Origin of the sequence: Bacillus sp. FJAT-45350, from assembly GCF_002335805.1 — a bacterium.
GTDB lineage: Bacteria > Bacillota > Bacilli > Bacillales > NISU01 > FJAT-45350.
Genome location: NZ_NISU01000001.1, coordinates 908,069 through 929,530, shown reverse-complemented (window position 1 = coordinate 929,530; position 21,462 = coordinate 908,069). Strand labels below are relative to the sequence as shown.

At 36.0% G+C, this 21,462-nt stretch carries 17 protein-coding genes and 1 riboswitch; of the genes, 6 read left to right on the top strand and 11 right to left on the bottom strand.

Annotated features, from left to right (window positions below; translation table 11 throughout):
- Nucleotides 1–389: 389 nt before the first annotated feature.
- A complete protein-coding gene (locus tag CD003_RS04665; RefSeq protein WP_096199715.1) occupies nt 390–1,676 on the top strand; it encodes an MFS transporter in 1,287 nt (428 codons plus the stop codon).
- Between the two features lie 123 nt (nt 1,677–1,799).
- Here CD003_RS04665 and CD003_RS04660 read toward each other — a convergent pair whose 3' ends face one another.
- Nucleotides 1,800–2,666, bottom strand: a complete 867-nt coding sequence (locus CD003_RS04660; protein WP_096199714.1) for a polysaccharide deacetylase family protein — start codon at nt 2,664–2,666, stop codon at nt 1,800–1,802.
- Nucleotides 2,667–2,791: 125 nt separating this feature from the next.
- A complete protein-coding gene (locus tag CD003_RS04655) occupies nt 2,792–3,712 on the bottom strand; it encodes a DUF4367 domain-containing protein (protein WP_096199713.1) in 921 nt (306 codons plus the stop codon).
- 179 nt (nt 3,713–3,891) lie between these two features.
- Between CD003_RS04655 and CD003_RS04650 the strand changes: the two genes are divergently transcribed.
- Nucleotides 3,892–4,902: a DUF3231 family protein gene (locus CD003_RS04650; protein WP_096199712.1), complete on the top strand. Its 1,011-nt coding sequence runs from the start codon at nt 3,892–3,894 to the stop codon at nt 4,900–4,902.
- Nucleotides 4,903–4,914: 12 nt separating this feature from the next.
- Nucleotides 4,915–5,376, top strand: a complete 462-nt coding sequence (locus tag CD003_RS04645; protein ID WP_096199711.1) for a hypothetical protein — start codon at nt 4,915–4,917, stop codon at nt 5,374–5,376.
- Nucleotides 5,377–5,549: 173 nt separating this feature from the next.
- On the opposite strand, the gene CD003_RS22530 is transcribed toward CD003_RS04645, so the two are convergent.
- Nucleotides 5,550–5,759, bottom strand: coding sequence for a DUF1450 domain-containing protein (locus CD003_RS22530; protein ID WP_096199710.1), 210 nt, complete (start codon nt 5,757–5,759; stop codon nt 5,550–5,552).
- A 198-nt stretch (nt 5,760–5,957) separates the two neighbouring features.
- Complete coding sequence (locus CD003_RS04635) at nt 5,958–6,929, bottom strand: MBL fold metallo-hydrolase (RefSeq protein WP_096199709.1); 972 nt, start codon at nt 6,927–6,929, stop codon at nt 5,958–5,960.
- A 154-nt stretch (nt 6,930–7,083) separates the two neighbouring features.
- Here CD003_RS04635 and CD003_RS04630 point away from each other — a divergent pair, with 154 nt between their 5' ends.
- Nucleotides 7,084–7,926, top strand: coding sequence for a metallophosphoesterase (locus tag CD003_RS04630; protein ID WP_218838244.1), 843 nt, complete (start codon nt 7,084–7,086; stop codon nt 7,924–7,926).
- A gap of 210 nt (nt 7,927–8,136) precedes the next feature.
- On the opposite strand, the gene tenA is transcribed toward CD003_RS04630, so the two are convergent.
- The 3 genes from tenA to purT all read right to left on the bottom strand — a co-directional run bounded on the left by tenA (nt 8,137) and on the right by purT (nt 11,811).
- Nucleotides 8,137–8,817, bottom strand: coding sequence for a thiaminase II (gene tenA, locus CD003_RS04625; protein ID WP_096199708.1), 681 nt, complete (start codon nt 8,815–8,817; stop codon nt 8,137–8,139).
- A 16-nt stretch (nt 8,818–8,833) separates the two neighbouring features.
- Nucleotides 8,834–10,108, bottom strand: a complete 1,275-nt coding sequence (locus tag CD003_RS04620; RefSeq protein WP_096199707.1) for an acetylornithine deacetylase — start codon at nt 10,106–10,108, stop codon at nt 8,834–8,836.
- Between the two features lie 83 nt (nt 10,109–10,191).
- A riboswitch (TPP riboswitch) is annotated at nt 10,192–10,292 on the bottom strand.
- A gap of 337 nt (nt 10,293–10,629) precedes the next feature.
- On the bottom strand, nt 10,630–11,811 hold the full coding sequence (purT, locus tag CD003_RS04615) for a formate-dependent phosphoribosylglycinamide formyltransferase (RefSeq protein WP_096199706.1): 1,182 nt from the start codon (nt 11,809–11,811) through the stop codon (nt 10,630–10,632).
- A gap of 227 nt (nt 11,812–12,038) precedes the next feature.
- On the opposite strand from purT, the gene deoD reads away from it, so the two are divergent.
- Together deoD and CD003_RS04605 are read left to right on the top strand one after the other, a co-directional pair.
- Complete coding sequence (deoD, locus tag CD003_RS04610) at nt 12,039–12,746, top strand: purine-nucleoside phosphorylase (RefSeq protein WP_096199705.1); 708 nt, start codon at nt 12,039–12,041, stop codon at nt 12,744–12,746.
- Nucleotides 12,747–12,848: 102 nt separating this feature from the next.
- Entirely contained in the window at nt 12,849–13,346 is a 498-nt protein-coding gene (locus CD003_RS04605) for an NUDIX hydrolase (protein ID WP_096199704.1), read from the top strand.
- Nucleotides 13,347–13,881: 535 nt separating this feature from the next.
- Here the strand turns inward: CD003_RS04605 and pglX are convergent.
- From pglX to CD003_RS04585, 4 genes are all read right to left on the bottom strand, one after another.
- Nucleotides 13,882–17,196 (bottom strand): BREX-1 system adenine-specific DNA-methyltransferase PglX, encoded by a 3,315-nt coding sequence (gene pglX / locus CD003_RS04600; protein WP_179295430.1) that lies wholly within the window; start codon nt 17,194–17,196, stop codon nt 13,882–13,884.
- A 22-nt stretch (nt 17,197–17,218) separates the two neighbouring features.
- Complete coding sequence (locus tag CD003_RS04595; RefSeq protein WP_096199702.1) at nt 17,219–18,028, bottom strand: S1C family serine protease; 810 nt, start codon at nt 18,026–18,028, stop codon at nt 17,219–17,221.
- Nucleotides 18,029–18,278: 250 nt separating this feature from the next.
- Nucleotides 18,279–20,747, bottom strand: a complete 2,469-nt coding sequence (locus tag CD003_RS04590; protein ID WP_096202249.1) for a U32 family peptidase — start codon at nt 20,745–20,747, stop codon at nt 18,279–18,281.
- 349 nt (nt 20,748–21,096) lie between these two features.
- A complete protein-coding gene (locus CD003_RS04585; RefSeq protein WP_096199701.1) occupies nt 21,097–21,357 on the bottom strand; it encodes a stage VI sporulation protein F in 261 nt (86 codons plus the stop codon).
- Nucleotides 21,358–21,462 lie beyond the last annotated feature (105 nt).

Sequence of the window (21,462 nt, the reverse complement as noted above, 5' to 3'; positions counted from 1 at the left end):
ATGTGAAAAAGATCACACTAGCACATTACACAGGAAGTGAACGACATAAGAGTTAATGATGTTAACACCCCTGTTATTGCTAAAATTTAAAGCTGTTACTATTATATTTTTATCTTTCCTCCATTACTATTTGTCACAATATGTTCATTTAGTTAGAGTTGTTATCCTCACTCCCTCTACTACTATTCCATTACTTATAATAAAAGCTATGACGCTTCACTTTTAAGTTTCCCTATGCTCATCTATTCACTTATTCATATAACAAAATATTAAAATTCACGATTTTAATTTCTAGAAACTGTGATAAATTTCACATTTCTTTTTAACATTTAACGTTATGATTGGCTCATCAAGTACTACGACACGAATTAATTATGGAGGAATAAATCATGGCACGTATAACAGAATGGAATCCAGAAAATGAAGAATTCTGGGAAAAAGAAGGAAAAAGACATGCAAGGAGAAACCTTTGGATATCAGTACCAACATTAATGCTTGCTTTTATTGTATGGCAAATCTGGTCAGTTGTTGCAGTTCGCTTAAATGATATCGGCTTCCAATTTACAGCTGAGCAATTATTCACACTTGCTGCAATACCTGGTCTTGTTGGTGCTTCATTACGTTTCATATATACATTCGCAGTAGGAAAATTTGGCGGTAGAAACTGGGTAGTGTTCTCAACAGGTATTCTTGTTTTTCCAGCTATCGGGATAGGGTTTGCAGTACAAAATCCTGATACACCTTATTGGGTAATGCTTCTTTTAGCTGCACTTTGTGGAGTTGGTGGAGGAAACTTCTCATCTGCACTTGCTAACATTAGTTTCTTTTATCCGAAAAAAGAAAAAGGAACAGCTCTTGGTATTAATGGTGGTTTAGGAAATATGGGGGTATCCGTCGTTCAATTTGTCACTCCTCTAATCATTACAGTAGGTACATTTGCTTTCATTGGTGGCGAAGCACAAGTATTACCTGACGGCTCTCAAATTTGGTTGCAAAATGCGGCATTCGTTTGGGTTATTCCAATTATTATTATGACCATTATCGCTTACTTTGGAATGGATAACCTTCCAACAGCCAAGCAATCGGTAAAAGAACAATTCGTTATCGTTAAAAGAAAACATACATGGGTTATGACATGGCTATATGTAGCAACTTTCGGTTCATTTATCGGATATGCAGCCGCATTTCCATTATTGCTACGTTCCACATTTCCAGAGTATGTATCACTTGCGTTTTTAGGAGCATTTTTAGCAGCTGCATTCCGTCCAGTCGGTGGTTGGCTTTCTGATAAACTTGGTGGAGCTAAGGTTACTGCTTATGTCCTTGTTGTAATGTCAGCTGGTGCACTTTCGGTCATTTATTTTCTTGGACAAAATCTATTTAGTGGATTCCTACTATCGTTTCTAATATTATTTATTGCTGCTGGTATAGGGTCTGGTTCAACATTCCAAATGATTCCTATTATCTTCCCAGTAAAAGAAGCAGCACCTGTATTAGGATTTACTGCAGCATTCGCAGCATATGGTTCATTTTTTATACCAAAACTATTTGGTTGGTCTATGTCTAACACCGGTACACCGATTACAGCATTATATTTCTTCATCGCCTTTTACGCGATTTCTATCGTTCTAAATTACTATTACTATCAACGAAAAAACGCAGAAATAAAATGCTAACACTATTATGAATTATGAATTATGAATTATGAATTATGAGTTATGAGTTATGAATTCGTTAGGAAAGCACCTCTTGATGGCATCGAGCCATATAACAAGAGGTGCTTCTTTTGTAGTTTTATATTATTTTTGATATGGGATATTTAATAAGTTTGGTACGGTTACGAATTCATACCCTTGCTCTTGTAATGTTGGAATGATTTGACGTAATGATTCAATTGTATTTGTTCGGTCGGCATCCCAATCACCGCCATCATGCATTAAAATGATAGCTCCTGGGTGAACATTGTCAAGAACATTTGAAGCAATCACTGCAGGCGGGTCCTCTTGCCAATCTAACGAATCAACCGACCAGACAATAACGGAGTAATTCATCTCAGCTACCTTCTCAACTAGCTCTCCATATAAAAAGCCATATGGTGCACGGAATAAGCTTGTACGATAGCCAACAATATCATTTAATACATCTTCTGTTCTTTCAATTTCTCTTTCAAGTGTTGGAATGTCACCTTTTTCTACTAGGTTCGGATGCCAATATGTATGGTTCCCAACAATGTGTCCTTCAGCGTCCATTCTTTCTACCATTTCTGGAAATGCAATAGCTCTTGAACCCATGACAAAAAATGTAGCAGGTACGTTGTATTCCGCAAGTATATCAAGTACTTGCTCAGTGTAGCGAGGATCTGGTCCATCATCAAATGTTAACGCAATTTTGTTTTCTGTTGTCGGACCTTGTAGGATTACCGTCTCGGGATACTGCTGTTGAAGGACGATATTTGAAACAGGCTGTTGACGAGCTGCTCTTTCCTGCTTTTCAGTTCCTCCTTCAAGGTTACGATATTTCTCATCATCTTCCTTCTCCTTGTTCCACCACCACTCTGGTTCAACTTCTCGTGGGGAATCCTCATTAGCGAATGCAACCATCCCAGAAGTTTGAACACCAAGGAGTAAAGCAATAACTAATAATGACTTTAAAATTTTCTCTTTCATAATTCATCTCCTTATCTATTTCATACCCTGTTAGTTTTTATATAAATTGTAAGAAATATTCATCCGCAAATAGAAACAAAAAAGATAGACAAAGAAAATTTCCTTCATCTACCTCTTATCCTTCATTATCGAAAGGATTGGGCGATTTCTATTAATTCCTCTTCACTTAAGATAATATGCAATGTCTCGATACTATAATATAGCCCCTCATCAATCCAAACTAATTTTTGATCTCCAAAATCAGTATGACCGAGGGTAGCCTCTATTCCATTTAAAGTAACAGAATCCAAATCATAGATTTCTAAAAATTCAATTTCTTCTTTCGTAATATCAACTACAAAGCTATCTTCATTTTCTTCACGATAAAAAATTCTTGTCAGTGCTTGTTCCTCAAATTCCTTTTCCAAAACGGCAACCCAGTCTAAAGAAACATTTTCAGGAAGAACAGTAGGTGTTTTTATCTCATAAGGTAATTCCTCAATAGCTTGTTCCATTGTATCGTAACCTTCGATAGTTCTGTATGTATCTTCAGGAACTGCAATCGCAAAGATAATCATAATAAAGCAAAATAAAAATATTGAAACAACCCGTTGTGGAAAGAATTTCGGTTTATAATCCTTGTTTATGTAATGAATGATAAGCAAATATACATGATAAAAAAGAAGACCAGACATCACACCAACTAAATAATGAGAAGGAGACATGAAAACTTCAGTTACTGGCCTTCCTATCACTATAATCAACGAAATAAATATTAATGACAGACCAGCTAGGCTATATAAAAACAAATTCCGTTTATATCGACTATCTTCGCTTTTCTTACTCGTCACTCTTTCAATTACATAAGCTAACGGAACGCCCCCTACTATAAATATTGAAAGAGTATCTTTTAAAGTAAATCCAAATGTGTTCACAAACTGTATCCCATGAACTATATACATGTAAATTGCATCGACCACGCTATATAATACTGCAGTTAATACCGCTGAAACTAATACTCTAAACAGCAGATTTTCACTAAGATTTATTAAGAACTTTTTCCTCATACGAACCTCCAGTTACTTTGTTTACAACATTATCTTATCCCAATAGTAAATTATACATCTATAATATATTCATTGGAATTAAATCGCTAAATTTTAGTTCATTTGGTTCCTTATAAATAATTTATAAATAACTTTACCATACTACCTTAGAAGCACTTACATAAATTAGGAGGCAGCATATGGATACTACTACACGACACATTAAATTAACCTCTTCCGAACTTTCTAGCCTATGGACTACTTATATGAGCGATAGTGCTGCCATTGGTGTATTAAGTTATTTTCTAAGAAATGTTGATGACCCTGAAGTAAAGGAGTTATTACAATTAGCAAAGCAAGCCTCTAGCAAACACTTAGCAAAAATTACAGAATTATTCAAACTCGAGTCATTTCCACTACCTATGGGATTCACTTCAGAGGATATCAACCTAAATGCTCCAAGATTATATTCTGATATTTTTTACCTTGAATATTTAAGATGCTTAGGGAAATTTGGAATTGTAAGCTATGGAATGGCGATATCAATGGCTACGAGACGTGATACGACTATTTTTTATAGCGATTGTCTTCATGATGCTAAGGAATTACATGTAAAAACTAAAGAAGTCATGTTATCAAAGGGGGTCCTCATTAAACCACCTACGATACCAATACCTGATAAAATAGACTTCATAAAAAAACAGAGTTTCTTAACAGGTTGGTTTGGTGACAAAAGACCTTTACTAGGTGTTGAAATAGCCCACCTTTTCGAAAACTTAGCGAACAATACACTTGGCAGAGCTTTTTTATTAGGGTTTACACAAATCACAAAATCTGATGAAGTACAAAATTTTTTCTTAAGAGGTATTGAAATTTCAAATAAGCATATTGAACTTTTTCAAGATTTTTTTAATGAGAATTTACTACCTGCACCAATGACATGGGATTCCCATGTGACAGAATCACAAATCCCCCCTTTTTCGGATAAGCTTATGCTATTTCACGCAACAGAAATTGGCGCAATGGGAGTAGCCGCTTATGGTAGTGGTTTATCTGTTTCACTAAGGCGAGATTTAACAGCAACTTACGGACGTTTAATTATTGAAAGTGGGAAGTACTTAGAAGATGGTGCAAATATTACGATTGACAAAGAGTGGATGGAGGAACCTCCTAAGGCAGCAAATCGAGAAGAATTAACTAATAAAGAATAAAGAGATGATTAAATGGAAAATAAAACTGAAAAATTATTATGGAGTATTGCTCTACCTGGTTTTGCTCAATTTCTTAATGGAGAATTGTTTAAGGGTGTAATGTTTATATTTTTAGAGTTTTTAATTAATGTTCAAGCAAATTTAAACCTCATCATCATTCCTAGTTTTCATGGTGATACTCAGCGGGCGGTCGAATTAGCCAATTACCAATGGCTAATGTTTTACCCTTGTATTTATACGTTTGCTATATGGGATGCATATCGTGACGCTGGAGGGGTGTCAAACCCTTACGCCTACCTTCCATTTGTCTTTTCAGCTTTTATAGGGACTATTGGAGTTATTTACTCATCAACATTGCGAATCTTTGGATTATTGTTAGGTCCAATTTTTTTACCAATTATTTTTCTTATTATAGGTGCCTTTATAGGTTGGATTATCAAAATAATAGTAATTAGAAAAGCCAGTACTCAGTAAATAAATCTATTTTCTAGCTGTGGGCCCCGAAAAAGTCATTATACACGAATCAAGACGCGGTAATCGCTCCGTACATTATGCACTTGCTGCAAGAAACCACTCGTAGCAAGCTTAAATTTTGGGAACGGCTCGCGCAAAACTTTAAGCCCACAGAAAAAGTGGGCTCTTCTATTTTAAATTTTTTTCAACTGACCATATAAGTCTTCAATTGAATTGCATTTGGTTATTTTTCCATTAAGTATGTAGAACGGACATTTTTTACATGTCTTACATTCTCCAAGACAACCTTTGCGTTTAACTTTTATTGAGGGATTAAAGGATTCTAATGCTTTTGCTACTTTTTTTGTTTTGAAATTTTCTTTACATAGACAAACCTTACTCATATTTTATCACCTCATAAAAATTGTCATCAATAATGATTATCATTATTGCTATAATACCAGATATTCTCGATTTTGTCATAATAAAATTAAAAAAAGTCTACTTTTACATGGTTAAAAAAAGAAGGAGAGGGTATCCCAAAATGGTTCTGGGACACCCTCTCCAAAAAATAATTAATCTTTTTTCTATCTCTACTCTTCCTAACTATAATAATGCCATATACCATTTACCATTTTCTTTTCAATCATTTCTCTATACTCTAATAAATCTAAATGTCCAATTACCTCTGACATAACTAAGGCAAATTGCTTTTCATAAACTGCTTGATATAAAGTTTGAGCGATTTCGCTCCCTGTATGTAAACCATTAATAATCAATTCTAAGATTCTTGCTGACTTTCTCTCTATTCCGGCAAGTCTTTTGTCTATTAGTACTATTGGTTCGTTTATAATCAATCCATGACCTGAAAAAACAGTATCCATATGTAACTTCGAGCATCGATGAAGAGAATCTATATATTGCACAATCGAACGATTTCGTTCACCTGTAGCAGTAGGCTCTACTAGAGCATTGCTTGAAATATGTTGAATGAGGTGGTCACCACCAAATAACCATTTTCTTTTTTTATCGTAGAATCCTATTTGATCAGGAGCGTGTCCTGGTAATTCGATTACTTCAAATTCCAGAATGGTATCCCCTTCTATTAACGACGTAATAGGAGACTGAAGTGCTAAATGCTTATTTTTTTCAATGGATTCCTTTAAGTGCTCAACTTGTCGCTCCCCTGCTTCACCACAATTCATTTCACGATATAGCTTTTCAAAAAACTCCACTCTCATTGTTAGAAACTCTTGGTCTCGTTTCACCCTTGGAATCGCATCAGGATGAGCATACACTGGTATGTCATGCTGTTTTGTCAATCGATTCACTAGCCCTACATGATCACCGTGATGGTGGGTTAGTAGGATTTCTGTCATATCACGAACAGACAACCCTTGTTCAGCCAATGACTTTTCTAAACTAGTCCAACATGCCTCATTATTAACTCCCGCATCTAGTAGACTTAATCCGTTCAAATGCTTCACTACATAAAAATTATACGTTTCAAGACTACCCTTCGTTGGCACACTTATCGGATAGACCGTATATCCATCCCTCTCTAGTCGATTCATCAACAACACATCCTCATTTACTCATGTTTACATTATTGTACAGTATACTAGCTGATTTCTAAAAGGATATACAAATAAAGCAGATTTACAGTTATTTCTTAGGATTTTTGTTACACTTGTATTTAAGCATTGTATTTCTACATGAGGTGATAGTGTGAAGCTAAAAAAGATAATCTTATTAGCAAGCTTACTTGTTTTCCTAACAGGTTTCTTATATTTTCAAAATAACTCAATTGTAATAACAGAAAAAACAATTCACTCATCGACACTACCAGAATCGTTTAATGGGTTTCAGATTGCCCACTTATCAGACTTACATAATAAAAGCTTTGGTGACAATCAACATCGTTTAATTCATAAGGTTGAGCAGACAAATCCTGACGTCATTGTCTTTACCGGGGATTTAGTTGGTTGGCAAAAGGATGGGCTCGATGCAGGAATCCTATTGATGGAAAAATTAGTAGAAATCGCCCCTACTTATTTTGTAACTGGAAACCATGAGAAATGGGCGATGAACGAATACTCTCTTGAATCACAATTGGTAGGCTTAGGTGTTAGATTCCTTAGAGAGGAACTAGAGATGATTTCAATAGATGGGGAGATGATTCAACTTATCGGCATTGACGACCGGCCTGGCTTTCATCTGAGCGAGATAGAGGATGGTATATTAGAAGGAGTGAATTTAACTCTTTTAGAAAAAGCACTAGAAAATGAGTTTTCTATTCTTCTAGCACATCGACCAGAGATATTTTCTCTTTATTCAGAGTATGACGTTGATTTAGTGTTTTCAGGACATGCTCACGGAGGTCAAATCAGACTTCCCTTTATCGGCGGTCTCTTCTCTCCTAATCAAGGCATATTGCCACCCTATACGTCCGGTAGTTATAACCAAAACAACACAACGATGATTGTGAATAGAGGACTTGGAAACAGCTCTTTTCCATTCAGAATATTCAACCGCCCCGAAATCGGTCTCATCACATTAACCCTAGAATGAACATATAAAAAGTAAGAGATTGGGAAAAAACAAGTTTAAGTAATAGCATTGGCTTCACTCGCCACAAGCCCGTTGTGAAAAAAACACTCACAACGGTCTTTTAAAAGATGGTGGCGGTGAAGCTCATTGCATCGAGGGTGAGACACAAGGAAAAAAACAACCTTTTGTCTCACCCTCTTCCATTCATTATTCATAACCCATCATTCATAATTAATTTTTCTCGTCCATCGGCCACATTGCTTCATTATAAGACATATCCCAGAACATGTATTCAAAACGAGTTGTATTTAAGAAGATTTCCTCTAGCTTTTTAAGTTCTACTTCCTTCATGCCATCTGTTAATTCATCTAGTAAATTAATCGTCCAATCCGTTAATTCGCTAAATTCTTTCGAGCTATACATTTCAATCCATTCACCGTAAAATTCATGATCCGCAGCGCCTGGAATTTGATTTAGCTCTTTACCAATCTCATTATAACTCCACATGCAAGGTAAAAGTGCAGCAACTAAATCCGCTAATGTTCCATTTTGACCAACATGTAGCATGTAATGAGTATATGCTAACGTTGTCGGCGAAGGCTTCGCTGTTTCTAATTCCTCTTCAGATATCTCAAATTTCTTTGCATATTGACGATGCAGAGACATTTCTTCATTTAATGTAGAGTCTAATAGATTTGCAAATTTCCCCATTGTCTCAACATCCGTTGCTTTAATTGCCCCAAGAGCAAATAGCTTCGCATAATCAATTAAATATAAATAATCTTGAATCATGAAAAAACGAAACTTATCCTTATCTAACGTACCATCACCTATTCCTTTAACAAATGGATGATTATGATTTTTTCTCCATATTGGCTGTAATTCCGTATGTAATCGTTGACTAAATTTCATCTCTAAACACTCCTCATTATCGTTTTGTGTGACTCCAATCATATATAAACTTCACTAATACTTTTGTAAACTCTAGTAACTGTTCAATTGACACTTGTTCATTAACAGAGTGAGCATTTTGTAAATCTCCTGGACCATAAATAACAGTAGGGATTCCTGCATCTCCTAACCAGCCACCATCTGTTACGGTTGGAGAGACATCAATAATTGAATCTTTTCCTAATACAGTATCATGAGTTTTTGCTAGTAACTGCACCCCAGCATGAGTAGGATCAACTTCTAAAGAAGGAAAAATTTCTCCACGGTCCTCAATCATTGACGTTCCTCCCCAAGTAAATGTTGGAGGGTTCTCTCTTAACCATGGGTCACCTTTTGCTACATTTAAAATATGCTCTTCAATTTCCTTTGAAACGTCTTCATATGTTTCATTCGGATAATAATGAACTGTAATCCAAAGTCTGCACTCGTCCGCTATAAAAGCTGCATGACGTCCACCTTCAATAACTGCTGGATTAATCGTATTGGTCCCTGGTAAAAAACCTGGATAACTTTTTGTGACAGCCCAATGCCTTTCTAGTTCTTGCAATCCTGCTATCACCTTCATCATCTTCTCGATTGCACTTGCTCCGAAAAGCTTTCCACCCGCATGGATCATATTTCTTCTTGTTGCATCATGGAAAGTCTGACTGCTTTTTACTGTAACCCAACCTGTAATGACTCCACCTTGACCTTGAATATGCAAATCACTCGTATCAACCACAAGGGCAAAGTCAGCGTCATAACCACGTTTACAGCATTCTAGTGTACCCGCCTCGCCTACCTCTTCTCCTATGACTGATTGAAAAATAATATCTCCTGGTAAATCAATTCCTTGTTCCTTTAAAAGAGTTAGAGCAAAAATTGCCCCCGCTAATCCACCCTTCATATCAGCTGCACCGCGGCCTATAACAACTCCGTCTCTTACAATAGGCGTGAACGGGTCTTTTTCCCACTCTTCATCTTCATTTACCTCCGCAACATCCATATGTCCATTGATTATTAAGCTTTTATGCTGAGTGTTATTTGTTCCTTTTCGTACACCTACAACATTTGGATCATTCGGATATACATCCCACATATCAATGTTAAACCCTAATTTTTCTAGCAAATCCGCAACATATAATTGAGCCTCTTTCGTATTTCTCGCTGGTGGTGCCGGAGTTTCAAATGAAATAAGTGTTTTGAGTAATTCAATTAATTCTTCCTGTCTTTCTTCTACTTGGTGTAACACAGCCTTTAATCTTTCAGTCATGTATTTGCCTCCAATAAATAAAAAACCACTTCACCATATGGCAAGAAGTGGTTGTCAGTTTCAACTTTAAATCAAAAAACTGATAGGTTCGTACACTTCTTCCCTACGCTAGTATGAACTAGATCAGGTAATAAGGGTATGACATTTAGTCATTCTCAGCTAGATAGCACCCCTAGAGTGGTTTATATTAAGTTTTTTCCTTATAATAGTTGTAACATAATCGATTGAAGTGTTCAAACAATTCAATTCATTATCAGTCGACTTTTTCAATCAAGCTTCTTATTTAGTAACAGAATTATAGACACATATGAGTCCTCCTTTTTACTAAACTATAGAGGCTTATATATAGGAACTGTAGAAATTCACAAGAAAAAGGGATAATAGTCGGTTTCAAATACCTACATTTCCCTTTTCTTTGATTTTATCTTCTATTTATAAAATGTCACGAACTATTTTCCAGATTAACAGAAAATTTAATCTACACAGTCTTATTTTCAGCGACTACACGTTAATTCCTTAATTTATTTTTCATAATTGATCTTCATTTTATCTGCTGATAGTTTTGCATTTTCCCGTGCACTTTCAACAGTTTCTGCTGTATGTAGAACGACCGCCATACGACGCCCTATCTTCGTTTCAGGCTTTCCAAAAAGCCTTACTTGTGTACGAGGTATTTCTAAAGCATCCTCTACACCACATATTTGATAATCCTTACTTTCTTCCCAAGCTTTAATAGTTCTACTTGCTCCTGGTGAGAGTAAACGGATTTCAGGAATCGGAAACCCTAATATTGCTCGAATGTGAAGGGCAAATTCTGATAGTTCTTGAGTAGCCAGAGTAACCATGCCTGTATCATGTGGACGAGGAGAAACTTCACTAAAATAAATTCCCTTATCTGTAATGAACAGCTCCACTCCAAATAAACCATAGCCACCTAATGCAACGGTAACTTTCTTTGCTACCTCTTCTGCTTCTGTAATTTGCCCCTCTGTCATAACATGTGGTTGCCAAGACTCAATATAATCACCATCTTCTTGTACATGACCAATTGGCGCACAATAAGAAGTACCAGAAACCGACCGAACCGTTAAAAGCGTAATTTCCGATTCAAAGTGAATAAATTCTTCAACGATGACACGAGTTTTCTTTGCTCGCGCACCTTCTAATGCAATCGTCCAAGACTTTTCAACATCCTCAATTGTATGGCATACACTTTGACCTTTACCAGATGAACTCATAATCGGTTTTATTACACACGGTGTTCCAATTTCCTTAACAGCTAATTCTAATTCCTCTAAAGTGTCTGCAAAAGCGTATTTTGCTGTTGGTAACCCTAACTCTTCACTAGCAAGACGGCGAATCCCTTCACGATCCATCGTTAACTTTGTTGCCTTAGCTGTAGGAACAACATGTAGGCCTTCTTGCTCTAATTCTAGTAATGTGTCTGTAGCAATTGCTTCAATTTCAGGAACGATATAATCAGGCTGTTCATCTTCAATAATTCGACGCAGCTCTTCCCCGTCTAACATATCGACTACATAAGAACGGTGCGCCACCTGCATAGCTGGAGCATGTTCATAACGGTCGACAGCTATTGTCTCAACTCCTAAACGTTGTGCCTCTATGACAACTTCCTTCCCTAACTCACCAGAACCTAATAACATGACTTTCTTTGATTTGTTGCTTAACGGTTGTCCATACATATGTAATTTCCCCTTTATTCGTTTATAATGCAAATAATATCGTAGAAATCCATAACTTACAAGGTTCACAAATGATAATAAACGAATGTTTCTATAAAAAACATAAATAAAGTTCGTTATCTCTGCATATTATTTCTTCAAGTCAAAATCAGATAAATGGATAATAAAGGGGTAAAAAGATATAATATATAGGAACTGTTTTTATTTTTAAGATTGAGGGTGAAATTATGAGTGTACATATTAATGCAAAACAAGGTGAAATTGCTGATAAGATTTTATTACCTGGAGACCCTTTACGAGCAAAGTATATTGCGGAAACTTTTTTAGAGAATCCGAAACAATATAATGAAGTTCGAGGGATGCTAGGTTTTACAGGTACGTATAAAGGTGAGAAGGTTTCAGTTCAAGGAACAGGAATGGGTGTACCGTCTATTTCTATTTATGTCCACGAACTGATTAACGAATATAATGTAAAATCATTAATTCGTGTAGGAACATGCGGGGCTTTCTTAGATGACGTTCATGTTCGAGATGTTATTCTCGCTATGTCGGCATCAACTGATTCTGCAGTAAACAAAGTTCAGTTTAAAGGATTAGATTATGCTCCAACTGCTAATTTTGATTTGTTGAAAAATGCATATGACGTAGTGAAACAAAGTGGCAAAAAGGTACATGTAGGTAATGTATTTACGAGTGACTGTTTCTACGATAATGACGAACAGTTCGTGCCTCTTCTAGCTAAGCACGGCTCACTAGCTGTTGAGATGGAGTCATCTGCTCTTTATACAATTGCTGCTCGCTATAAAGCAAAAGCACTATCCATTCTTACTGTTAGTGACCATCTCATTACAGGTGAACAAACTACTTCTGAAGAACGACAATTAACATTTAATCAAATGATTGAGATAGCACTTGATACAATTATTAGTGAATAATCTAAAACCGTTAAGATCTAACCATTTAGGATCTTAACGGTCTTTTATTTTATTTTACTTTTCTTTAATTGTGTCGAAACATTATATCAAAAGGAGTAGTTTATGCGATATCAATTTTGTCCTAAATGCGGAGGAAAACTTACTATAAATAGTGAACAGGATAAGAATAAACCAAAGTGCGTTGACTGTGGATTTGTATTCTATCAAAATCCAATTGTTGGCGTTGCGGCGATTGTTATTAAAAATAAGCAGGTTCTCTTAGGAAAACGTAACATTAGCTATAAAGACAAATGGTGCATTCCGTGTGGTTACGTTGAATACGATGAGGATGTGAAAGAAGCTGTTATTAGGGAGTTTAACGAAGAAACTGGAATTGAAATTAACGTCCAACGCGTCTATGAAGTCCATTCAAACTTCCATAACCCAAAACAACAGACAGTCGGAATTTGGTTTTTAGCAGAAGAAATTGGAGGAAGCCTTCAAGCAAACGACGATTTAAGTGAAGTAAATTATTTCTCTTATTCTGATTTACCAGAACTAGCTTTCGAAACAGACAAACTAGTTTTAGATAAGCTAAAAGCAGAAGGATATATTGACTAAAAAGTAGGATCTATCAGGGTTCTGCTTTTTAGTCCACTCTCCTTTTGATCACAACTATAAAATAACTAATCTCACTATTATTCAATATTGGCAGAATATGTGAAGCGATAAGAAGCTTGGTTTAAATTATTCTATGCCATCTTTCGAGAAGAGGGTTAAGTGTTGTTAACCCTCTCATTGATAATTGTTTCTAGAAGTTCACGTATTGGCTTTATATCTCTTTCCTTTAACGGTCTCCCATTCCAATGGAGTTTTTCCTCATAAAAAAATCATAGGCATTTCTATTCGAGTTCCCATTTTGGTTTATCAGTAACACCAAACTATTGATAGAGTTATCACTTCCGGAGCTTGTCTAGCCTTTTTTCTAGCTCAATTAACCAAATTCATTCTGTTTTGTTTACTGCTTCTGTATACTCATTTTCTTAATTGTCCCTTTGAAAAAGACTTTATTGACTTTTTCCTAGTATTTACAGGGACTTAAAAGGATATGTACTTAAAAACAACTCTTATTTAAATAAAATTTTTAATTTCACCCTTAGCATTTTCTCAATATACTCTGTAGCTTCCTAAAATTTCTTTGTACACCTTCATCTAAATTAATATTAACCTTTGCATAGATAAGCCCAGTTAGTTGTATTTGAAATAAATCTAATTCCCCTATTTTCTTTTGTAGCAACTGTTTCTTTTTTTCCAATTGACTCTGTTTGCTCAACCTAAGCTGTTCAAGTTCATGCTCATACTCTCTTTTTTTTCTTACACAATAATCTTGGATTTGCTGTAAAGTATCTTCTTTATAGCAATGAATATAAAGAAGTATTTGCACTGCTTTTTCCTTCCCTGAATCTATTAGCCAGTAGATTGGTCTCTTCTGGTAGACTTTAACATGGTCGTTAAAAAATTCATTTCTAAAATAACGTCCTAGCCTCTCTGCTGCTGTTTCATTGTCTTTCTTGTAAAGTGATTGTGCGAGCCATTCTATATTGTCTTCAGAACTCTCACCAAAGCAGCACACTAAAAACTCTCGTAAACGAATGATGAGTTCTTCTGTAAGGTTAATCGTGCCATTCTTATTCGGCTTAAAGGTAGGATAAAGCTCGTCCTTCCAACCACCTCCTGCAAATGCAACTCCATTCACATCAATTGAATAACGTCCCATAACACAGCCGACAAAATATGAAAGAAAGGACTTCGCATCTCGTGTAGCGTCTGCTCTCCGTATCGTTACCTCTGAATCGACTACCTTTCCAACTACATCTGATTCAAGACCATAAAGAAAACTAATGAATTGATTGATTTCTTCTTCTTGGTCCTTCAACATGCAAAACCGTTTGTCAGTCTCGTGATGCCAGATTTGAAATATTTCCTTTAAAGAACTGGATAGATTTTTATATGTAATAAAGGGATGCTCTTTAAAACCCCATGAAGTTTCATAGCAATCCCAATCTTGTTTCGAAATGTGTATACAAGATTTTGCCAGTTTTATTACTTTTAATTCTGTTTGTTTATCCGGTTTTATGTATGGAATTCGACCAACATTTCCTGGCTGGCAATTCAACGTCGGATTCATAATCGCAAGAAAGAATGAACTGACCTTAGAAGCTAGAAATGCAGATAAATAATAAATATTTATGTCTTTTGCAAAAATAGAGGAGCCACCGTTATCAAATAAGAAACCATGAGGTGAAAAACGCGCACCAAAATAAGATGAACTAATTGATGACCAAGTGACGCATTCTTGAAAATAAAGATGGGCACTGCGTAAATTCGATTTTTGAAACTTTCGTAATTCATCCCCATTATTCTCATAATTTATTACATAGGTTTGATTACCATACCATTTACGGAACTCTCCCCCTTTATTATACGGAAACCACTTTCCGCTTAACTCCATAGCTTCATCACTATTTCTAGCATTTGTAATGAATTTATCGAATGATATCTCATACCACATACGTAAAAAGCGTTCATTATTCCCCGTATCTAACCCTTTTCTCGCTTCTGCTACATCAGACAAACTTGAGCCTGTTAGAAATAAATTTTTTACGTGGTCGCTAATCCAATAAGCAATACTGGAGGTTGGTATTAATGAGAAATCTTTGGTCCTTGCACGGTATCGATAAGAAACTTTTTTTTGCATCGCTTTTTTTACATGTACCGATTGTTCCCCCTTTAGATTTGTCAGCGATAGGAATTCACCTCTATCATCTTCTTTTTGATTTTGGATAACAAAGGAACAAATCGGGACTGTCGCTTCTTTATAAGCTGAATACTCTAGTTGTATTAAGCTAGAAATTGTTTGATTTTTAGTTATATAGTTTCTTAGTTTTTCATGTGTAGATATAAACATCCACGTAAAGGGTGTCATCAAAGAAGCATACCCATTCGCTTTTGTCATATTTATCGTACGATAGATAAAGGCTGAATATAAATCAGACTTATAATCGTTGTATTCTTTTTTCATAAAGGCTTTTAATTCAGCGTTATATTTACTATGATATGGTGGATTCGTGACAACGACATCATATGTATTTGATAAAAGCTGTCCTTGCTTAAATAAAGGTAACAACTTATCCTTTAACTCAGTTACGATTTTATTTTCCTTCTCTAAGCTTTCGATTCGAATAATCCAATCCCTGTATTGTACTTCTGGCGGTTTTAATAGAGTGCCAAACTGCTTACCATCTTGAAAGAGTTGTTGTAATGACCTTATTTGATCATGTTCTTTGTCTGAAGTAATGACAGCATGTATACTCTCTTCTGAAAGTGACCAATCTGTATCGATAATTTCATATATATTCATTTCTTCAATGCTAATCTGTGCAGTCTGTTTCTTCTCGAAAACTTTCATTGCTAATGCAAATTTAGCAATTTTTAACGCACGCTTATCTATATCTAAGCCAAATAGGTTTTTCTTTAAAATAAGAGATGGTATTGTGTTTGCTGCGTACCCTCTTTCTTCATACATATCATATAAAAAGTCAAATACATAAGTAAGAATATGTCCTGTACCGCAAGCAGGATCGATTATTTTTATATCTTCAATACAAGAAATATCAGTAACGATATTTAAAGTATGTTCTGATTTAATATAATAGTCCCAGGTCCTTGAAAGCTGATTCCCTTTATATGCTTCATCATATAACTTACCTAATGAGTTCTCGATCATATACTTCACAATCCATTTCGGTGTAAATAATTGTGTTACATATGGAAGATTCTCCTTTTGTACAGAGGTATTTCGTAGTCCACCAACCTCTGCCTTTTTTTCAGTCATATAATATTGAAAAAGCCAACCAACAACTTCAACATTCCCTTTCTTTCTACTGTTACTTGTATGTTCAAAGAAGTTATCAGGAGTTATTTCTTGAATAAGTCTACTAATAAATGATTGTTCATCTACTAAATTGTCAGGTAATAAAAGTGCCGTAGAATCAAGCTCTTTTTCAAATAAAAAAGGTAGCAAAGTATGAAGTCTGTAACAATGAGATAGAAGTTGTAATCGATATGTAGCTTCATCAACACCCTTACTATCAATAACAAAATCAGTCTCAGAAGTATATCCATTTAACTCCATATATCTCATTGCTACTACTCGGTTAAACCACGTAAAAGCTACATCATCGACAACTTGCTCAACCCCTTTTTCGTTGAGTTCATGCTGTAACTGCATAAACGTTTCCTTCATTTGTATCGGATAGACAGTATGATTGACGTAAAGTTTATTACCAAACTCCTTTATTTCAAGCCCTTCTTCTTCTTCCAAGCCTAGACTCTGCAAACGCCCTCTTACACCTTTTAGTAGCTCTCGTCTTGCTTGAACCGCATAGAACTTTAACTGTGACTTATCCATGAAATCCCCTCCTTCCTTTTGTTTACTGTAAGACATCTAACCTTTCTTGAACATATTCAATTGGAACCGCTAAACCAACTGTTTGGTTTTGATTTTGAAACGTTGGTACGGTTTTTGCAAATACAACCGCTACGACTTGACCGTCTTCTGTAATGACAGGACTACCACTATTTCCTCGATAAATTGGTGCAGAAATAGCAGTCACTTGCGGTCTATTTGGGTCCTCTAAGATTACGCCCTCATTGACAATTCGTGTAAAAGCAAGAGGATTTCCAATGACAATAATACGTTCACCACTTACTCCTCTTTCTTCACTCAGCTCTAGAAATGGCAGCCCCTCACCTTCAACCTTTAAAAAGGCTAAATCCACATCATTATAACTTTCTACTACATTAGCCTCGAATAATTCTCCATCTTGAAACGAAACGATAATTTGATGTGCATCCTCAATTACATGGCGATTCGTGACAATCCAGCCATCTTCCGATATAGAGAAACCAGTCCCTTTTGACCCTTCCCCTTGAACGGTCACAATCGATTGCTTCCATTCCTGTACATCTTCTTGCTGGGAAAGTTGGTAAGATGCCTTTAAAAAGGCAATCGCATCGAGAGAAAACGTTCTAAATAATGTCCCAAACACACTAAGAGCAAGGAGAAAAGCAATTGAAATGGCTATTAATTTCTTAAAGCCTTTATTACGCTTTTTCTTTTTAATGTCCTTCTCGTCATCCTCTTCTTCTATTAAAAAGTCTTCCAAAGAAGGCTCTTCCGCATCTAAATCTTCAACTAATTCCTCATCATTTTTCTTATCAACCACTACTATTACCTCCATGAAAAATCTCCTACCCTAACAGTACCGTAGGAAAGGGGAAAATACAAAAAATTTATTAAATTACGAATTGCAAATGGCGAATTGCTAATTAAATATGAAAAATTAATGGTTTGGCTGCTCCTAGTTTTGTCTGGACAAAAACTATAGTTCAATCCTCTTCTGTCTGTGCCATTTGCAATTCGCAATTCGCAATTTTGAACCTATTACACAAAAAGGGAGAAAACAATGATGTTTTCTCCCGCACTATTCATTATTTAACCAACTGTCCTCTAGTTACGCCAAGTTGGTTCGTGGCTTTTAATGCTTTCCATACGCTAGTACCTGTGCGCTCTCCTTCTAATGCTTGACGATATAATGCCAGTACTTCTTGTACCTTTGCACCGTCTTCTTCAAGGAATTCTACTCTGTAGTTTCTTACTCCGAGCTCCTTAAATTGTGGAAGATATTCAGCACCCGATTGTTCAATTGCATTATAAACAGTGTTTCGGCAGCCAATGTCTACTCGAACTGGGTGTGAAAATCCTACTCGGTCCTCAAGTGAAATACGATGCTCTTCACATGGTCGACCGCAATTCGTGTAATCTGTGCCTTCACTTAAAAATGTACAGTACACACAATGCTCTGTATGGAACATCGGTAAATGCTGGTGAATAACGATTTCCGTTCCTTGTCCATCTACTTCGCTCAAAAGATCGATTACTTGTTGGATATTCAAGTCATAAGATGGTGTTACTCGTTCTAATCCATGATTCAAAAACATATCTACCGCTTTATGGTTTGCAATATTTAGTGAGAAGTCTCCGATTAGCTTTATTGAGAGATTCTGAGATGTGTAATACTGCAGAGCACCTAAGCTTCTTACTAAAACTGCATCCGGATCAGCTTTCAGAATACCGTTAAGGATTCCATTTTCTCCAGGCATATGAATACGTGGCGTTGCTAAAGCAATCGGCTTGTTAAATTCTCTCGCTACCTTAACAGCAGCAGGGTAATCTGTCGTAAACTCAAAATCAGCATATATATAATCAGCATCCGTTTCACAAGCAGCCTTAATTTGGTCCATTGTACGACATAATGCAATTAATTGGTTGTTCTCATCAATAGATTTAGAAGAAACGGTTTTATTTTCAGATTGTACTGTATGACGTTTATATTGTCTTGGTTTTAATCTTAGCTCTAGTAATTGCTCAACAGCTTCACGACGAATTCTGTTTAACTCTTTCATTGGAACAATAACATCTCCAGAAAATCTAGCTTCAACATTCACCAATTCAAAGATTGTTCCCCCAAGACGTCCCCATTGCTCCTGTAAAAGGTCTGTTGTTAATGGTCGCTTCAACGCTTCCTCTAAAAGAACCTCTGACTCAATCGTAACTGTGTGGCCAGTTGCAACATCTTGCCAAATAGATGTAAGTGTTGATCCAACTTTTCCTGTTGCTTTGATTTTAATAGGGAATAGTTTATAAGCTTGTTCTACTTCATACGTTTTCTTTAGGCGATTATCTAGCTCCTGATCACTCGTTTTCCAAATACGGTCCCCCACTTTTACTTTAGTTAGGTTAACATCGTGACGGCCTGGAATAAGTTCAATAATACCTTCTTGAACTTCTCCTTCTAACTTCTTACCCTTTTTGCGAAGATCGTAAATACGTCCACCTTCTTCTTTTTCCTCTGGACGTCCAGCATCAAATACAATTCCGTCCCCACGCTTAATTGGGGCTTCTAATTCACAAACAACAGCGTCTTTTAAGACAGTTTTTACCGTACCTAAATAAACACCACGGCTTTTTGGGAAAGTACCATCTAATAGCTCTTTGTTGTTTGTTCCTATTAAGAATCCATGAGTAAACCCGCGGCTAAAGCTTTGTTGTAATTCACGAATTTCTTCTTTAGAAGGGGTATAGTCTGATCCAGCCAAATATTCATCAATTGCTTTACGATATTTACTAACGACATTGGCTACATATTCAGGTGATTTCAAACGTCCTTCAATTTTAAAAGAAGAAACCCCAGCTTCAATTAAATCGGGAACTAGCTCAATCGCTGCTAAATCCTTAGGAGATAAAACGTATGCAATATTCCCCATTTCCTTACGCACACCGTCTACAATTAAGTCATAAGGAAGACGACAGGCTTGCGCACATTCACCACGGTTCGCTGAGCGTCCACCCCACATTTCACTCGTCAAGCATTGGCCTGAATAAGACACACAAAGTGCACCATGAACAAATACTTCCAATGGCGTTTCTGATTTGTTGGCAATCGTTTTAATCTGCTTCATGTTATTTTCTCGACCTAACACGACCACTTCAAGGTCATATGGACCTAGAAAATCAACAGCCTCAGGTGAAGTGATTGTCATTTGAGTTGAACCATGAATTGGAAAATCTGGCGAGATTTCACGAATTAATTGAACAATCCCCATATCCTGTACAATCAACGCATCAACACCAGCATCCATACAAGCTTCAATTAATGTTCTTGCTTCTGTTAATTCATCTTCAAAAATTAATATATTAAATGTTACGTATCCACGTACATTATATTTATGCAAATATGCCATAATTGTTGGCAATTCTTCCATTGTGAAGTTTTTAGCACGAACTCGGGCATTATATTTATCAACACCGAAAAAGACAGCGTCTGCTCCATTTGCAACAGCTGCTCGTAAACACTCCCAGTTTCCAACAGGAGCTAATAATTCGATTGAATTCTTCATATTACGCTTCAATCATCTCAACCCTTCCTAATTAACTACTTGTCCACTATTACAACAGTTTATTTTACTGCATTATGTACATAAAATCCAAACTTCTTTTAAGGAGTCCACAAAAAAGTGTGATTTTCACTTTTTTGTGGACTTGAAGTAATGTGCGAAGCAGTTGCCTCTTTTCAAAAGCTTGTTATGAGTGGTTTTCTCATAGCAAGCGCGCAACGTGCGGAGCCATTACTGCTTCTCGAATAGTCTAGATTGAACTTTTTAAGTGCCTCCTTTTAAGGAGGATTATTTTCCGGAAATTGAATGGTGTCTGGTAGCAAAAGATTGCTACCAGACACCGATAAACGTATTACTTATTCTTGTTATCTAGCATTTTAGCAATCGTGCCAAAATCCATTTGTTCTTTATTATTAATAATTGAATTTACAATTTGGTCTTCCATTTCTGGTTTTACTGGTTTGTTCGCAATTTGTGCCACCTGCTTAATAATTGAGCGCACAGTTGCCTCATCATTAAAGTTAGCATTTTGAACATTACCTACTAACTTCATAACCTCATCCATTTTTACCCCAGTTTTCTTTTCAATATTATTAAATAATGGGTTGTTCATAATGAATCCTCCTCTCAGTTAATAATCAGTGGAGCTATAGTAACTATGTTATTAAAATAATGGTAAAGTTGTTACTAAGAAATTTGAATTTTCCTCATGTAATAA

Coding starts and splice junctions, on each gene's coding strand:
- CD003_RS04645 (WP_096199711.1), top strand. CDS start 4,915: ATGGAAAATAAAACTGAAAAATTATTATGGAGTATTGCTCTACCTGGT.
- CD003_RS04665 (WP_096199715.1), top strand. CDS start 390: ATGGCACGTATAACAGAATGGAATCCAGAAAATGAAGAATTCTGGGAA.
- CD003_RS04655 (WP_096199713.1), bottom strand. CDS start 3,712: ATGAGGAAAAAGTTCTTAATAAATCTTAGTGAAAATCTGCTGTTTAGA.
- CD003_RS04650 (WP_096199712.1), top strand. CDS start 3,892: ATGGATACTACTACACGACACATTAAATTAACCTCTTCCGAACTTTCT.
- CD003_RS22530 (WP_096199710.1), bottom strand. CDS start 5,759: ATGAGTAAGGTTTGTCTATGTAAAGAAAATTTCAAAACAAAAAAAGTA.
- purT (WP_096199706.1), bottom strand. CDS start 11,811: ATGTATGGACAACCGTTAAGCAACAAATCAAAGAAAGTCATGTTATTA.
- tenA (WP_096199708.1), bottom strand. CDS start 8,817: ATGAAATTTAGTCAACGATTACATACGGAATTACAGCCAATATGGAGA.
- CD003_RS04635 (WP_096199709.1), bottom strand. CDS start 6,929: ATGAATCGACTAGAGAGGGATGGATATACGGTCTATCCGATAAGTGTG.
- CD003_RS04660 (WP_096199714.1), bottom strand. CDS start 2,666: ATGAAAGAGAAAATTTTAAAGTCATTATTAGTTATTGCTTTACTCCTT.
- CD003_RS04585 (WP_096199701.1), bottom strand. CDS start 21,357: ATGAACAACCCATTATTTAATAATATTGAAAAGAAAACTGGGGTAAAA.
- CD003_RS04595 (WP_096199702.1), bottom strand. CDS start 18,028: ATGGAGGTAATAGTAGTGGTTGATAAGAAAAATGATGAGGAATTAGTT.
- deoD (WP_096199705.1), top strand. CDS start 12,039: ATGAGTGTACATATTAATGCAAAACAAGGTGAAATTGCTGATAAGATT.
- pglX (WP_179295430.1), bottom strand. CDS start 17,196: ATGGATAAGTCACAGTTAAAGTTCTATGCGGTTCAAGCAAGACGAGAG.
- CD003_RS04590 (WP_096202249.1), bottom strand. CDS start 20,747: ATGAAGAATTCAATCGAATTATTAGCTCCTGTTGGAAACTGGGAGTGT.
- CD003_RS04605 (WP_096199704.1), top strand. CDS start 12,849: ATGCGATATCAATTTTGTCCTAAATGCGGAGGAAAACTTACTATAAAT.
- CD003_RS04620 (WP_096199707.1), bottom strand. CDS start 10,108: ATGACTGAAAGATTAAAGGCTGTGTTACACCAAGTAGAAGAAAGACAG.